Below are 15550 nucleotides of genomic sequence, written 5' to 3' on the forward strand. Positions count from 1 at the left end.
TCAGCCGATCGGCTGATGCCCGTTCGAGCGCGACGGGCGATGTGCGCGGACCCGCCGCACCGGGACCCTCGGTCCATGTCCGTCATCGAAGTCACCGACCTGCGCAAGGCCTATGCCGGCCGCCCGGCCGTGGACGGCGTCTCCTTCGCCGTCGAGGAGGGCGAGATCTTCGGCGTCCTCGGCCCGAACGGCGCGGGCAAGACCACCACCGTCGAGTGTGTCGAGGGGCTGCGCGTCCCCGACTCCGGCCGCGTCCGCGTCACGGGCCTCGACCCGGTCGCCGACCACGAGCGGGTCGCCCAGGTCCTGGGCGCCCAGCTCCAGGAGAGCCGGCTCCAGCCCAAACTCACCGTCCGTGAGGCGCTGGAGCTGTACGCCGCGTTCTATCCACGCCCCGTCGACTGGCGCCCGCTGGCCGAACGCCTCGGCCTTCAGGAGAAGCTGACCACCCGGTTCGCCAAGCTGTCCGGTGGTCAGAAGCAGCGCCTGTTCATCGCGCTCGCCCTGATCGGCGACCCCCGGGTCGTCGTCCTGGACGAGCTCACCACCGGCCTCGACCCGCGTGCCCGCCGCGACACCTGGGAGCTGATCGAGGACATCCGCGCGAACGGCGTCACGGTCCTGCTCGTCACGCACTTCATGGAGGAGGCGCAGCGGCTCTGCGACCGGATCGCGGTGATCGACAAGGGCCGGGTGGCCGCCCTGGACACCCCGGCCGGGCTGATCCGCCGCTCGGCGGGCGCCACCGTCATCAGCTTCACCCCGTCCACGCCCCTGGAGGACCGTGAGCTGAACACGCTCCCCGCCCTGGTCGCCGTCGAGAACAAGGACGGCCGGATCACGCTGTCCGGCACGGACGACACGGTCAACGCCGTGCTCTCCCTGCTCGCCCGGCATCACATCACCGCCCATCAACTCCGCGTCACCGACGCCACGCTGGACGACGCGTTCCTGGACCTCACGGAGGCCTCGGCATGAGCACGGCACTGATCAACCCCGCGGTTCTGCGGAGCGAGTTCCGGCTCTTCCGGCGCGAGCCGGGCAGTCTCTTCTGGGTCCTGCTGTTCCCGGCCCTGCTGCTGGGCATCCTCGGTTCCGTGCCGTCCTTCCGCGAGGCGCAGGACGGACTCGGCGGGCTGCGGATCGTCGACGTCTACGTGCCCGTCTGCGTGCTGGTGGCCCTCATCATGGCCGGGGTGCAGGCGATGCCGCCGACCCTCACCGGCTACCGCGAGAACGGCATCCTGCGCCGGCTGTCCACCACTCCCGTCCGGCCCTCGGCCCTGCTGGCCGCCCAGATGCTGGTGAACGGCGTGGCGGCCCTGGCCTCCGCGCTGCTCACGCTCGTCGTCGGACGGCTCGCCTACGACGTGCGGCTGCCCGAACAGCCCGTCGGGTATCTGCTCGCGCTGCTCCTCGCCGTGCTCGCCGCCATCTCGCTGGGCGCGGTGATCTCGGCACGGGCCCGCACGACGAGGATCGCGACCGCGATCGGGACCGCCGTGTTCTTCCCGATGATGTTCTGCGCCGGGGTGTGGGTGCCCGTGCAGGCCATGCCGGACCTGCTGGGCCGCATCGTCCAGTGCACCCCGTTCGGCGCCGCCGCACGGGCCCTGGACCAGGCCGCCGCCGGCGACTGGCCGAGTGCGGGCCACCTGGCCGTCCTCGCCGTGTGGACCGCCGTGCTCTCGGCGTCGGCCGCGCGCTGGTTCCGCTGGGAATGACCGGCGCCCGGGGAGGGGACGGGGCCGTGGCCGACACTATGGGCATGACGGACGTGGCGGGGGTGGAGCAGCGGTGGGCGGCGTACTTCCGCTGGGGGCCGTACGGGATGCTCGCGGCGGGCACCGTGCTCTCCGCGGCCACGGTCGACGAAGTCGGCATGAGCACGGCGGAGCGGTACACCACGGTCGCCCTGGTCGGCGCCGCGGTGGTGCTGCAGCTGTGGTGGGGGCGCTGGTCCCGCGGACGGCCTCTGGCCCCGTCGGTACCGGGCGCCTGCTACTACTTCCTGCGCTGGGCGCTGGCCTTCGCCCTCAGCTGGTGCAACCCGTTCTTCGCGTTCTACGGCTCCGCCGGGTTCGTCGGCCCCGAGCGGCTGCTGCGGGGCCGCCCGCTCATGGCCGGGCTGGTGGCCACCGCGGTGATCCTCGCGAGTTCCCAGGCCGGTGGCCTGCCCCTGCACGGGCCGCTGGACTGGGCGTTGTTCGGTGGGCTGATGTGCTTCTACATCGTGCTGCTGATCGTCTTCGGCCAGCTCGCCGGTCGGGAGGAGGAACGCACCCGGATCCAGACCGCGACCATCACCGAACTGGAGCGCACCAACGCGGCTCTGCAGCAGGCCCTCGACGAGAACGCCGCCCTGCACGCCCAGCTCCTGGTCCAGGCCCGGGAGGCCGGAGTCGCCGACGAGCGCCGGCGGCTGGCCGCCGAGATCCACGACACCATCGCCCAGGGACTGACCGGCATCATCGCCCAGCTCCAGGTCGTGGTGAACACCCCGGACGCGGACCTGGCCCGTGCCCACCTGGCCCGGGCGACCGACCTGGCCCGGCACAGCCTCGGCGAGGCCCGCCGCTCCGTGCACAACCTCGCCCCCGTGGCGCTGGCCGACGCCGGACTCCCGGAGGCCCTGAAGAAGACGGTCGCCGAATGGGGCGAACGGACGGGGGTGCGCTCCGAGTTCACGGTCACCGGCACCGACGAGCAACTGCACGAGGAGATCGCGGCCACGCTCCTGCGGATCGTCCAGGAGGCCCTCTCCAACACCGCCCGGCACGCCGCCGCCGACCGGGTCGGTGTCACCCTGTCCTTCCTCGGCGACGAGGTCATCCTCGACATCCGCGACGACGGCCGGGGCTTCGACCCGCTCGCCGTCCCCGAACGCACGGGCTCCGGCGGCTTCGGCCTCGACGGCATGCGCGCCCGCGCCGAACGCGTCGCCGGGTCCCTCACCGTCGAGTCCGAGCCGGGCCACGGTACGGCGGTCTCCGCTCGCGTACCGTTGGTCCGCCATGACTGACGACGCCGCCGCGATCACCCTGCTCATCGTCGACGACCACCCCGTCGTACGGGACGGCCTGCGCGGCATGTTCGAGTCCGCGCCGGGCTTCCGCGTCCTGGGGGAGGCGTCGAACGGCGTCGAGGCGGTCGCGCTCGCCGCCGCCCTGGACCCGGACGTGATCCTGATGGACCTGCGCATGCCGGGCGGCGGGGGCGTGGACGCCATCCGCGAGCTGACCCGCACCGGCGCCCGCGCCAAGGTCCTCGTCCTGACCACCTACGACACCGACTCCGACACCCTCCCCGCGATCGAGGCGGGCGCGACGGGCTACCTCCTGAAGGACGCCCCGAGGGACGAACTGTTCGCTGCGGTCCGCGCGGCGGCGGAAGGCCGGACCGTCCTCTCCCCGGCCGTGGCCTCCCGCCTGGTCTCGGCGGTCCGCACTCCCCGGGCCCCCGCCAACGACCCCCTGTCCGCCCGCGAACGTGAGGTCCTGGCCCTGGTCGCCAAGGGCACCTCCAACCGCGAGATAGCCCGTGAACTCTTCATCAGCGAGGCCACGGTCAAGACGCACCTCACGCACCTCTACGCGAAACTGGGCGTGAAGGACCGGGCGGCGGCGGTGGCCACGGCGTACGAGCGCAAAATCCTGGGCTAGCCCGGGTACGGCAGCAGACCTGCCGCGGTCTTCTCCCAGGATGTCCTCAGCCCGTTGAGCAACTCCGGCTCGTCGGGGGCCAGGTCGGCCTGTTCCCGGGAGTCGGCGGCCAGGTTGTAGAGGTGGTCGGTGCCCTTGTCGTCCCGGTAGTACTTCCAGTCGCCGCGCCTCAGGGCCCGGTTGCCGCGCACCCGCCAGAACAGGTCCCGCTCGGGCAGCCGTTCGCCCCGCAACAGGTAGCCGGCGAGGCTCGTGCCGTCCAGCGGATACGCCGGGTCGGGCCGGGCACCGGCCAGCTCCAGGAGGGTCGCGGTCCAGTCGGGGGAGAAGTTCGGCTCGTGGCTGACCTGATGGCCGTCGATCCGGGCGGGCCAGCGCAGGATCGCGGGCACCCGGATGCCGCCCTCCTGGAGCGAGAACTTCTGGCCGCTGAGGGGCCACAGGTACGACCAGCGCTCGCCGCCGTTGTCGCTGGCGAACAGCACGACGGTGTTCTCCTCCTGCCCGGAGCGGCGCAGGGCGGCGAGCACCTCGCCGACGGCCGCGTCCAGGCTCTCCACCATCTGCGTGTACTTCGCGACCGAGCCGCCGTCGTAGTGGTTCAGGGCCTTGCTGACCTCGGCCTGTGACGTCGCCGCCCTGATCTTCGCCGCGATCTCGGCCCCGGTCTCCTCGTCACCCTCGGCCAGCCAGGGCCAGTGCGGGGTGGTGAAGTTGAGGTTCAGCAGCCAGGGCCGGTCATGGTCCCGGCCGACGTACTCGACGGCCCGCTCGGTGAGCACGGTCGTGTAGTACCGCAGGTCCTTGTACTCGGCGTCCCCCTCGTAGAGGTCGTGGTCGCCGAGCTGGCCGAGCTTGGAGAAGTACTCCAGCACGCCCCCGTGATTGCCGAAGAACTCGTCCCAGCCGGACTTGGTGGGGCTGTAGTCGGGCAGCCAGCCGCAGTGCCACTTGCCGATCAGCGCGGTGGCGTAGCCCGCCTTCTTCAGCAGGGAGGCCAGCGTGGGGTGGTGGGGGTCCAGGCCCTGCGACCGGTCGGCGATCGGCTCGGCGAGTCCGCCCTTGGTGCGGCCGGGATAGCGCCCGGTGTAGAGGCTGAACCGGGTCGGGGAGCAGGTCGAGGAGCCGGAGTAGGCGTCGGTGAACCGCACGCCCTGGCGGGCCAGCCGGTCCAGGTGCGGCGTCCTGATGTGCGGGGCGCCGTAGGAGGACAGGTCGGCCCAGCCGAGGTCGTCGCCCAGGATGACGAGGACGTTGGGGCGGCCGCCGGATCCGGCACCAGGGCGGGCCCTGAACGGACGCTCGGCGGGGACGGCTTCGGCACCGGTGGCCGTACCGGCGACGGCGCCCACGGCACCACCGCCGACGAGGGCACCGAGGGCACGACGGGATATTTCGGGCATGCGGAGGTCCTGGAGACTCGGAGAGGAGGAGGGGAGTGGCCACGGCTCGGCATGGACGCTGCCAGCGGTCCGAGGGCGGGGTCAAGAAGATCCCCACCGCGTTCACGGACCCGCAACGCGCCGCAACAATGTGGCAGCCCCGGCCGGAGAAACGATGCCTCAGCCCGCCACCCGCAGCAGCAACACCGCCCGCGCCGGCATCGTGATCTCCGTCCCCGCCCGGTGCTCCACGCCCGGTGCCTCCCCCTGCTCCTCCAGGCTCGTGTCGACGACGACCTCGTACCGCTCCGCCCAGGGCGGCCCCGGAAGTTCGAAACGCACCGGCCCCTCGCCCGCGTGCAGCACGGCGAGGAAGCTGTCGTCGAGGATCTGCGCCCCGCGCTCGTCCCGGCCCGGGATGTCCCGGCCGGACAGATACATCCCCAGCGTGGCGGCGGGCGCGTACCAGTCCTGCTCCGTCATCTCGGTGCCCCGGGACGTGAACCAGGCCAGGTCGCGCAGGCCGTCCGCGGTCTGGGCCCGGCCCGAGAAGAACGCCCGGCGCCGGAGCACCGGGTGCCGGTGGCGCAGTTCGATCAGCCGGGAGGTCAGCTCGAACAGGGCGTGCCACCCGGGGTCCTCCAGCAGCCCCCAGTCCACCCAGCTGATCTCGTTGTCCTGGCAGTACGCGTTGTTGTTGCCGCGCTGGGTGCGGCCCAGTTCGTCGCCCGCGACCAGCATCGGCACACCGGTGGACAGCAGCAGCGTGGTCAGCAGGTTCCGCAGCTGCCGGCGCCGCAGGGCCCTGATCCCCTCGTCGTCCGTCTCGCCCTCGGCCCCGCAGTTCCAGGCCCGGTTGTCGTTCGTGCCGTCGCGATTGCCCTCGCCGTTGGCCTCGTTGTGCTTGCGCTCGTACGACACCAGGTCGCGCAGGGTGAAGCCGTCGTGCGCGGTGATGAAGTTGACGGACGCGTACGGCCTGCGCCCGCCCCAGGCGTACAGATCGCTGGAGCCCGACAGGCGGTAGCCCATCTCCCGTACGTCCGGCAGCGCGTGCCGCCAGAAGTCCCGTACGGCGTTGCGGTACCGGTCGTTCCACTCCGTCCACAGCGGCGGGAACGCCCCCACCTGGTAGCCGCCCGACCCCACGTCCCACGGCTCGGCGATCAGCTTCACCCGGCGCAGCACCGGGTCCTGGGCGATGACCGCCAGGAACGGGGAGAGCATGTCGACGTCGTGCATCGAGCGGGCCAGCGCCGCCGCCAGGTCGAAGCGGAAGCCGTCCACGCCCATCTCCGTCACCCAGTACCGCAGCGAGTCCGTGATCAGGCGCAGCACATGCGGCTGGACCACGTGCAGGGTGTTGCCGCAGCCGGTGTAGTCGGCGTAGCGGCGGGGGTCGTCCTGGAGCCGGTAGTAGCCGCGGTTGTCGATGCCCTTCAGGGACAGCGTCGGGCCGAGTTCGCCGGCCTCCGCCGTGTGGTTGTAGACCACGTCGAGGATGACCTCGATCCCGGCCGCGTGCAGGGCGCGCACCATGCGCTTGAACTCGCCGACCTGCTGGCCTCTCGTCCCGGAGGCCGCGTAGGCCGCGTGCGGGGCGAAGTAGCCGATGGAGTTGTAGCCCCAGTAGTTCCCGAGGCCTCGGCGCAGCAGATGGTCCTCGTGCGCGAACTGGTGCACCGGCAGCAGCTCCACCGCCGTCACGCCCAGTTTCACCAGGTGCTCGATCGCGGCCGGGTGCGCGAGCCCGGCGTAGGTGCCGCGCAGTTCCTCGGGGATGCCCGGGTGCAGCTGGGTGAAGCCCTTGACGTGCACCTCGTAGATCACCGAGTCCGCCCACGGGGTCTTCGGGCGGCGGTCGTCGGCCCAGTCGTCGTCATCGTGGACGACGACGCCCTTGGGGACGTACGGCGCCGAGTCCCGGTCGTCGCGCACGGTGTCGGCGACGTGCTGCTGCGGCCAGTCGCGCACGTGCCCGTACACCTCCGGCGGCAGGCCGAAGTCTCCGTCCACCGCGCGCGCGTAGGGGTCGAGAAGCAGCTTCGCCGGGTTCCAGCGGGCGCCGGTCCACGGGTCCCAGCGGCCGTGCACCCGGTAGCCGTAGCGCTGTCCGGGCAGCACGCCCGGGGCGAAGCCGTGCCAGATCTCGTGGGTCAGCTCGCTGAGCCGGACCCGCGACTCCTTGCCCGCCTCGTCGAAGAGGCACAGCTCGACCCCCTCCGCCCCGCCCGCCCACAACGCGAAGTTGGTCCCCGCCACCCCGTCCGGGCCGACCCGGAACCGGGCGCCCAGCGGCGTCGCCGCGCCCGGCCAGGCGGGCACCACGGGCGGCGGCGCGGGCCGCCGTACGCCGTTCGCGGCGGCGGCCTGGCGCCCGTTCCCGGTGGCCTGATGGCCGGCCACCGCCTCCTGCTCGGCTGCGCTGGACACCTGTCAGCCTCCCGCGGCTCGTGGAACGACGGGTGACAGAGGGGTGCGGTCCTGTACTGCGGCCCGGGCCGCGGCTCCCCTGCGCGTCGTCCTCCCCACTGTTCTGCCCAGAGCGTGGGTCGCACTCACGTTTCCCCGGGGGCGGGCATGGTCGTTTCCCGGGGACGCGGCCGGTCGTTGGGTACCCCGTGAGGCACGTACAAGGGCGCGCGCGGCGCGCGAGGGCCGCGCTGGCCGCCGTAGTGACATGGGCAGGGCTGCTGGCCGGGGCCACGGGCTGTACCTCGGACGACGCGGGCGGGATCGCCGGGGCGTTCGGCGCGCCCCCGGCGCCCGAGGACGTCATCAAGGTCGCGCCCGACGACGGCAGCAGGGGCGTGCGCCCCGGAAGAACGCTGCGGGTGCGCGTGCCCGACGGCAGGCTGGAGTCGGTGAAGGTCACCAAGTCCCAGGACGCGCAGGAGTCCCCGGTGCCCGGGCGGGTCTCGGCCGACGGCCTGACCTGGGAGCCCGCCGAAGAGCGGCTGGCGCTCGCCGCCAAGTACACGGTCGACGCGGTGGCCGTGGACGGCGACGGCCACCGCTCGGCCCGGCACACCACCTTCACGACGTACGTCCCCGAGGAACGCTTCATCGGCTACGTCGCCCCGGAGAACCGCGCCACGGTCGGCACCGGCATGATCGTCTCCCTGGAGTTCAACCGGGAGATCGCCGACCGCGCCGTCGTCGAACGCGCGGTGCGGGTCACCTCCCGCCCCGCCGTCGAGATCCGCCCGCACTGGTTCGGCCGGACCCGCCTCGACTTCCGCCCCGAGGACTACTGGAAACCCGGCACCCAGGTCACCGTCGACCTGCGCCTGCGCGACGTCGAGGGCGCGCCCGGGGTCTACGGCCTGCAGCACAAGACGTTCTCCTTCACCGTCGGCCGCGGCCAGGTCTCCGTGGTCGACGCCGCCCGGCACACCATGGACGTCCGGCGCGACGGCGAGACCCTCGCCACCGTGCCGGTCACGGCCGGCGCCCCCGAGACGACCACGTACAACGGGAAGATGGTGGTGACCGAGATGCTCGACGTCACCCGGATGAACGGCGCCACGGTCGGCTTCAAGAAGCGCGACGGCAAAGGCGAGTACGACATCCCGGACGTCCCGCACGCCATGCGCCTGACCGACTCCGGCACCTTCCTGCACGGCAACTACTGGGCGGACCCCACCGTCTTCGGACGGAGCAACGTCAGCCACGGCTGCATCGGACTGCGCGATGTGAAGGGCGGCGGCTCGGACACCCCGGCCGGCTGGTTCTTCGACCGCAGCCTGATCGGGGACGTCGTCGAGGTCGTCAACAGCAAGGACAAAGAGGTCGCTCCCGACAATGGCCTCGGAGGCTGGAACATGGGCTGGAACGCATGGAAAGCGGGCAGTGCGGTGAAGTAGTCGGACAGGGGGCGGATCGACCCGGCGTTCCGTTGGGACGGAACAGTGACAATCGCGGGCCGCCGGTGCCCGGCGCGTTGTGGTTACTATGCGCCGGGGCGCGGGGGACGCGCAGGGGTTGTGGGCCTGACCAGGCCCGGGGAGGGGAGAACGACTTGAACGGGCGACCGATATCGGGGGCGTCGGTTGGGGGCAGGCACGGGCTGCTCGCGCTGATACTCGGCGTGCTGCTCCTCGCCGTCACGGCGTGTGGCGGCGGGGAGAGCGGAGCCGGTGCCGGCGGGGGCGACGGCAGCGGCGAGGGCGCGGACACCGCGCAGAGCAAGCAGTCCGAGGCCGTCGTGAGCATCACCCCCAAGGACGGCGCCAAGTCCGTCGACACCAGCGGAAAACTGAAGGTCACCGCCGCCAAGGGCAAGCTGACCGAGGTCGAGGTCAAGGACGCCAAGGGCAAGAAGGTCGACGGCGGGATATCCGGCGACGGCGCCACCTGGACGCCGTCCGGCCATCTGGCCGCCGCCACCAAGTACACGGTCCACGCGGTCGCGAAGGACTCCGAGGGCCGCACCGCCGCCGAGGACGCCGGCTTCACCACGCTGACGCCGGAGAACACCTTCACCGGCACCTTCACTCCCGAGGACGGCTCGAAGGTCGGCGTCGGGATGCCGTTCTCCATCCGCTTCGACCGGGGCATCACCAACCCGGACGACGTCGAGAAGGCCATCCGCGTCAAGACGGAACCGGCCGTGGACGTCCAGGGCCACTGGTTCGGCAACGACCGTCTCGACTTCCGCCCCGAGAAGTACTGGAAGCCGGGCACCAAGGTGACCGTGGACCTGAACCTCGACGGCGTCGAGGGGCGCTCCGGCGTCTACGGCGAGCAGGACAAGACGGTCGACTTCACCATCGGCCGCAACCAGGTCTCCGTCGTGGACGCCAAGAAGCTCACGATGAAGGTCATGCGCGACGGCAAGCTGTTCAAGACCATCCCGGTCACCACCGGCAAGCCCGGCATGGAGACTTGGAACGGCCAGATGGTCGTCAGCGAGATGCTCCCGGTGACGAGGATGAACGGCGAGACCGTCGGCTACGGCGGCGAGTACGACATCAAGGACGTCCCGCACGCCATCCGCCTCACCACCTCCGGCACGTTCCTGCACGGCAACTACTGGGCGGGTGGCGCCTTCGGCGAGTACAACGCCAGCCACGGCTGCATCGGCCTGCGCGACGTGCGCGGCGGCTGGGACAAGAAGGTGCCGGCGGCCTGGTTCTTCAACCACTCGATGGTCGGTGACGTGGTGGTCGTCAAGAACTCCGAGGACCGCGTCGTCGACCCGGACAACGGGCTCAACGGCTGGAACATGTCGTGGGAGAAGTGGAAGAAGTAGCTCCGACCTGACGACGAGGGCCCCGGTGTGACGGACAGCACCGGGGCCCTTGCCGTTAGCCCCCGTTAACCTGCTCCCTATGACCGTCTCTCTCGAAGTCGCCGAAGGCGTCGGCACGCTGCGTCTCGACCGCCCGCCCATGAACGCGCTGGACATCGCCACGCAGGACCGGCTGAAGGAACTCGCCGAGGAGGCCACGCGCCGCGACGACGTGCGGGCCGTGGTGGTCTACGGCGGCGAGAAGGTGTTCGCGGCCGGCGCGGACATCAAGGAGATGCAGGCGATGGACCACGCCGCGATGGTCCTGCGCGCCCGCGCCCTGCAGGACTCGTTCACGGCGGTGGCCCGGATCCCCAAGCCGGTCGTCGCGGCCGTCACGGGCTACGCGCTCGGCGGCGGCTGCGAACTCGCGCTGTGCGCGGACTACCGCATCGCCGGCGAGAACGCCAAGCTCGGCCAGCCGGAGATCCTGCTCGGCCTGATCCCCGGCGCGGGCGGCACCCAGCGCCTGGCCCGTCTGGTCGGCCCCTCCAAGGCCAAGGACCTGATCTTCACCGGCCGGATGGTGAAGGCCGACGAGGCGCGGGAGATCGGCCTCGTGGACCGGGTCGTGCCCGCCGACGAGGTGTACGCGCAGGCACACGCCTGGGCCGCCAAGCTGGCGCAGGGCCCGGCGCTCGCGCTGCGCGCCGCGAAGGAGGCGATCGACGCCGGCCTGGAGACGGACATCGAGACGGGCCTGACCATCGAACGCAACTGGTTCGCGGGCCTGTTCGCCACGGAGGACCGTGAGCGCGGCATGCGCAGCTTCGTGGAGGAGGGCCCGGGCAAGGCGAAGTTCCTCTGAACATCCCTCCAGGGGCTTGCAATTGACACGGCGTCTGATCCGGGTCCCTCGATGGGGCGGTTTATGGCAGCCTTAAGGGAGCCTTAAGCGCGTCCGGTCGGGGAACGTCGTCGCTTGCCCCAAAACGGGTCGTATTCGCAGGTCATAGGGGCTGCAGAAGGCTCCGAAGTGCCCATGGCACATGCCGTCCGACTGCCGTCTTGGAGCCCGTTCCGGGGGGTCTATTCCCCGGGAACGGCCCCGTCGGGCGCCCCGGACGGCCATGATGGGGGGCATGGCGGGGCTGGAGGGTATGGAACAGCCGCGGGGACACGCGCATGCGGCCGCGGCGCGTTGGTCGCCGACCGTCGAGGACGAACGCGCGCTCAAGGCGCTGGAGTTGTACGGCAACCCGACGGAGGCAGAGGTTCCACTGCCGTCCCGCCCCGAGTCCGCCGCCACCGCCAGACGGCTCACCCAGGTCGTGGTCCTGCGCCAGTGGGGACTCGGCCCCAAGACCACCGAGGAAGCGGTCCTGCTCGTCTCCGAACTGGTCGGCAACGCCGTACGCCACACCGGTGCCCGCGTCTTCGGGCTGCGTCTGCACCGGCGCCGCGGCTGGATCCGCGTCGAGGTCCGCGACCCCTCCCGGGGACTGCCCTGTCTGATGCCGGTCCAGGAGATGGACGTCAGCGGCCGGGGCCTCTTCCTCGTCGACAAGCTGGCCGACCGCTGGGGGGTCGATCTGCTGCCCCGGGGGAAGACGACGTGGTTCGAGATGCGGGTCGTCGACCGCTGAACGCCGCTGACGGCCGCCGGCGCCGGCCGGGGCTCGACCGGGGGTGTGACCTGCGACGACTCACCTGGACGCCGATCGGGCGAATCACCGATTTCCCCGCGAAGCGCACCTTAAATGGTCCAATGCACCGCCACTTCCTCAAGAGCACCCTCGTCGCGGGCGCCGCTCTCGCCGTCCTCGCCGCCTGCGGCACCCAGGGCGAGGAGCGGACCTCCGAGACACGCCCCACCAAGGCCGCCGTGCCGGCCCCGCCCGAGAAGAAGACCGTCCAGGGCCTGCCGGGCATGCCGCCCGTCCTCGACCCGAAGGACGTCTACGCGGCCGACCGCCCGAACAAGCTGTCGCCCGTGGTCAAGGGCTTCCCGTCCCGGGTCTACGTCCCCAACACCGAGTCCGACACCGTCTCCGTCATCGACCCCAAGACGTACGAGATCATCGAGACGATCCCCGTGGGCCGGCAACCCCAGCACGTCGTGCCCTCCTGGGACCTGAAGACGCTCTGGGTCAACAACAACCGCGGCCACACCCTCACCCCGATCGACCCGAAGACCGGCAAGGCGGGCAAGGAGGTAAAGGTCCACGACCCGTACAACCTCTACTTCACGCCCAACGGCAAGTACGCCGTCGTGATGGCCTCCCTCGACCGCGAGCTGGTCTTCCGCGACCCGCACACCATGGACCGGAAGAAGACGGTCCCGGTCTCCTGCTACGGCGTCAACCACGCCGACTTCTCCCTCGACGGCCGCTACTTCATCGTCTCCTGCGAGTTCAGCGGCGAACTGCTCAAGGTCGACACCGAGAAGATGAAGGTCGTCGGGCAGCAGAGACTGCCGTTCGAGGGCGCCATGCCCCAGGACGTGAAGGTCTCGCCGGACGGCAAGAGGTTCTACATCGCCGACATGATGGCCCACGGGATGTGGGTCCTGGACGGCGACAAGTTCACCCAGCCCACCCTGCTGCCCACCGGCAAGGGCTGCCACGGCCTCTACGTCGGCCGCGACTCCCGCGAGATGTACGTCTCCAACCGCGGCGAAGGCACCGTCTCCGTCTTCGACTTCACCCGGAACAAGCTCACCAAGAAGTGGGACCTGCCCGACGGCGGCAGCCCCGACATGGGCGGCGTCTCCGCCGACGGCAAGGTCCTGTGGCTCTCCGGCCGCTACGACGCCGAGGTCTACGCCATCGACACCCGCACCGGCGCCCAGCTCGCCCGCATCCCCGTCGGCAGCGGCCCGCACGGCCTCGCGGTCTACCCACAGCCCGGCCGCTACTCCCTCGGCCACACGGGCATCTTCCGGTGAGCGTCATCTGCCGTCCACCGAAGGGCAGTTGACACGCCCTGATCGAGTGAGGGTCCAACGCCCGGCGCCGCGGACCCGCCATCGTGCCCTCGTGATCACCATGACCCTGCGGCGGCGGATCGCTGCCGCCGCCTTCGCCCTCGCGGCCGTTCTCACGACCACGGCGGCCACGCCCGTCCAGGCGCCCGCCCCGACGGCCGCGACGGCTGCCGCCACGGCCGCCGCCGCGCCGGCCGCCTGTCCCGTCCGGTTCACCGACAAGATCAAGGCCGCCGCCGACCGCCGTGCCGACGTCGACCGCATCACCCCCGAACCGTCCTGGCGCACCAGCTGCGGCACCCTCTACCGCGCCGACGGCCGCGGCCCGTCCGTCATCTTCGAGGAGGGCTTCCACCCCAAGGACGTCCTCGCCGGCCAGTACGACCTGGAGAAGTACGTCCTGGTCAACCAGCCGTCCCCGTATGTGTCGACGTCGTACGACCACGACCTCTACAAGCAGTGGCGGCCCGGCTTCAACTACTACGTCGACGCCCCCGGCGGCATCGACGTCAACAAGACCATCGGCGACACCCACAAGTGGGCCGACCAGCAGGAGGTCGCCTTCCCCGGCGGCGTCGCCCGGCAGTACATCATCGGCGTCTGCCCGGTCGACAAGCAGACCAAGACCGAGATCATGAGCAAGTGCGAGAGCAATCCGCACTACGAGCCCTGGCACTGAGCAGCGCCTCCGAGCCCACGGGCCGGTAGCCGGCCGCCTGGAACGCCCGCAGACTACGGGCGTTCCCCGCCGACACCTGGGCCCACACCGGCGCGTCCCCGACCAGGTGCCGCGCCGCCTCCACCAGCCGCCGCCCCAGCCCCCGCCGGCGCGCCTCCTCCGCCACCTCGACCGCGACCTCCCACCGCCCGGCCACCCCACGGCCGAGGACGAGGACCCCGCCGTCCGCCGCCCACACCCGCACGTCGTCACGCCGGCGGCGTGCGGAGACCACCCGTGGATGGCCGGGATCGTCGATCTCCGTCAAAGCGAGCGGAGGCTCCCCGGGCAGCGCGGCGCCGGTCAGCAGCACGTCGATCGTGTCGGACGTACGCCCGGTCCGGTCCATGAGGGCCGCCAGGAAACGGGCGTTCATCGTGGCCGCGAGGCTGTCGCAGTCGGTTCCGGCCAGCGTCCGGCGTATCCACCCGGGATCCTCGTCGGCGAAGACGACCGAGTGGGCCGTGAAGGCGAGGACCCCCGCGTCCCGGGGCGAGGGCTGGTTCACGATCGTCGTCCCGCCGTCCGCCGGCGGGAAGACGCCTCGGGCCGCCGCGTCCAGAATGTCCCGCAGAGTGTTTGCCACCGACGCGCTCCTTGAGTCTCCACCTACTGGAGGGCCCAGACTCGCAGACATGACCGACGACGGCACCGGACTGCTCACCATCGGGGAACTGGCCCGGGTCACCGGGCTGACCGTGCGCACCATCCGCTACTGGTCCGACGAGGGCGCCCTGCCCCCGGTGGCCCGGTCCGCGGGCGGATACCGGCTGTACGACGCCGCGTCCGTGGCCTGTCTGGAGCTGATCCGCACCCTGCGCGAACTCGGCCTCGGCCTGGCGGACGTCCGCCGGGTCCTGGCCGGCGAGACGACGGTCGCGCAGGTCGCCGCCGCGCACGTGGTCGCGCTGGACGCGCAGATCCGCTCCCTCAAGGTGACCCGCGCGGTGCTGTCGACGGTGGCGAAGCGGGGTTCCAGCGCGGAGGAGATGACACTCATGAACAGACTGGCACGGCTCTCGGCGACCGAACGGCGGCAGATCGTGGAGGACTTCATGGCCGAGGTCTTCCAGGGGATCGACACGGCCGACCCGGACATCCGCCGCAGGCTGCGCTTCACGGCCGCCGAGCTGCCCGACGACCCCACACCCGAGCAGGTCGACGCCTGGGTGGAGCTCGCCGAGCTGATCCAGGATCCCGGCTTCCGCGCGCAGATGCGGCAGATGATCGAGTTCAACGCGGCGGACCGGGGGCCGGACGTCCCCGCCGGTTCGTCCCTGTGGTTCATGAGCCGGCTCGTACAGCTCGCGGCCGAGGCACGGCAGCGCGGCATCGCCCCCGGGGCACCGGAGGCCGACGATGTCCTGAAGGGCCTGCTCGGCGACACCGACCGGGCCGCCGTGCTCGAACGCCTCACGGCCGCCTCCAACGTACGGGTCGCCCGCTACCGCGAACTCCAGGCCGTCGTCAACGGCCTCGGCCCCCAGCCGACCTATGACGAGGAGTTCGCCTGGGTGGTCGCCGCGCTGGAGGCGCGCACGGCCGGTTAATCTGACCTGCGTCAGTACG

General features: G+C 71.5%; 14 protein-coding genes. 11 read left to right on the forward strand and 3 right to left on the reverse strand.

Features of this window, described 5'->3' with window-relative positions; all coding sequences use genetic code 11:
* Positions 1–75: 75 nt before the first annotated feature.
* From OHU35_RS29655 to OHU35_RS29670, 4 genes are read left to right on the forward strand one after another with little or no spacing between them, the layout of a single operon-like run.
* Entirely contained in the window at positions 76–978 is a 903-nt protein-coding gene (locus tag OHU35_RS29655; RefSeq protein WP_189727726.1) for an ABC transporter ATP-binding protein, read from the forward strand.
* Positions 975–1724, forward strand: a complete 750-nt coding sequence (locus OHU35_RS29660) for an ABC transporter permease (RefSeq protein ID WP_189727728.1) — start codon at positions 975–977, stop codon at positions 1722–1724. The genes OHU35_RS29655 and OHU35_RS29660 overlap by 4 nt, the downstream gene beginning before the upstream one ends.
* 44 nt (positions 1725–1768) lie before the next feature.
* A complete protein-coding gene (locus tag OHU35_RS29665; protein ID WP_405507460.1) occupies positions 1769–3022 on the forward strand; it encodes a sensor histidine kinase in 1254 nt (417 codons plus the stop codon).
* Positions 3015–3662: a response regulator gene (locus OHU35_RS29670; RefSeq protein WP_405507462.1), complete on the forward strand. Its 648-nt coding sequence runs from the start codon at positions 3015–3017 to the stop codon at positions 3660–3662. The genes OHU35_RS29665 and OHU35_RS29670 overlap by 8 nt, the downstream gene beginning before the upstream one ends.
* On the opposite strand, the gene OHU35_RS29675 is transcribed toward OHU35_RS29670, so the two are convergent.
* Together OHU35_RS29675 and glgX are read right to left on the reverse strand one after the other, a co-directional pair.
* Positions 3659–5065 (reverse strand): sulfatase, encoded by a 1407-nt coding sequence (locus OHU35_RS29675; protein ID WP_189727734.1) that lies wholly within the window; start codon positions 5063–5065, stop codon positions 3659–3661. The genes OHU35_RS29670 and OHU35_RS29675 overlap by 4 nt on opposite strands.
* Before the next feature lie 159 nt (positions 5066–5224).
* Positions 5225–7477 (reverse strand): glycogen debranching protein GlgX, encoded by a 2253-nt coding sequence (gene glgX, locus OHU35_RS29680; RefSeq protein ID WP_189727736.1) that lies wholly within the window; start codon positions 7475–7477, stop codon positions 5225–5227.
* 188 nt (positions 7478–7665) lie between these two features.
* Between glgX and OHU35_RS29685 the strand changes: the two genes are divergently transcribed.
* The 6 genes from OHU35_RS29685 to OHU35_RS29710 all read left to right on the forward strand — a co-directional run bounded on the left by OHU35_RS29685 (position 7666) and on the right by OHU35_RS29710 (position 13942).
* Positions 7666–8910, forward strand: a complete 1245-nt coding sequence (locus OHU35_RS29685) for an Ig-like domain-containing protein (RefSeq protein ID WP_189727738.1) — start codon at positions 7666–7668, stop codon at positions 8908–8910.
* 155 nt (positions 8911–9065) lie between these two features.
* Positions 9066–10298: an Ig-like domain-containing protein gene (locus OHU35_RS29690; protein WP_189727740.1), complete on the forward strand. Its 1233-nt coding sequence runs from the start codon at positions 9066–9068 to the stop codon at positions 10296–10298.
* Positions 10299–10377: 79 nt separating this feature from the next.
* Entirely contained in the window at positions 10378–11145 is a 768-nt protein-coding gene (locus tag OHU35_RS29695; RefSeq protein WP_189727742.1) for an enoyl-CoA hydratase/isomerase family protein, read from the forward strand.
* Positions 11146–11419: 274 nt separating this feature from the next.
* Positions 11420–11923 carry an ATP-binding protein gene (locus tag OHU35_RS29700; protein ID WP_189727744.1) on the forward strand — a complete coding sequence of 168 codons (504 nt, stop codon included), beginning with the start codon at positions 11420–11422 and terminating at the stop codon, positions 11921–11923.
* A gap of 122 nt (positions 11924–12045) precedes the next feature.
* Complete coding sequence (locus tag OHU35_RS29705; RefSeq protein WP_359896950.1) at positions 12046–13224, forward strand: YncE family protein; 1179 nt, start codon at positions 12046–12048, stop codon at positions 13222–13224.
* 91 nt (positions 13225–13315) lie between these two features.
* Complete coding sequence (locus OHU35_RS29710; RefSeq protein ID WP_189727749.1) at positions 13316–13942, forward strand: ADP-ribosyltransferase; 627 nt, start codon at positions 13316–13318, stop codon at positions 13940–13942.
* On the opposite strand, the gene OHU35_RS29715 is transcribed toward OHU35_RS29710, so the two are convergent.
* On the reverse strand, positions 13896–14567 hold the full coding sequence (locus OHU35_RS29715) for a GNAT family N-acetyltransferase (RefSeq protein ID WP_359896952.1): 672 nt from the start codon (positions 14565–14567) through the stop codon (positions 13896–13898). The two genes, OHU35_RS29710 and OHU35_RS29715, sit on opposite strands and share 47 nt — an antisense overlap.
* A gap of 49 nt (positions 14568–14616) precedes the next feature.
* On the opposite strand from OHU35_RS29715, the gene OHU35_RS29720 reads away from it, so the two are divergent.
* The gene (locus OHU35_RS29720; protein ID WP_405507464.1) at positions 14617–15531 is read left to right on the forward strand and encodes a MerR family transcriptional regulator; all 915 of its coding nucleotides are present in this window, start codon (positions 14617–14619) and stop codon (positions 15529–15531) included.
* Positions 15532–15550 lie beyond the last annotated feature (19 nt).

The organism is Streptomyces purpurascens (genome assembly GCF_045040895.1).
Classification (GTDB): domain Bacteria; phylum Actinomycetota; class Actinomycetes; order Streptomycetales; family Streptomycetaceae; genus Streptomyces; species Streptomyces purpurascens.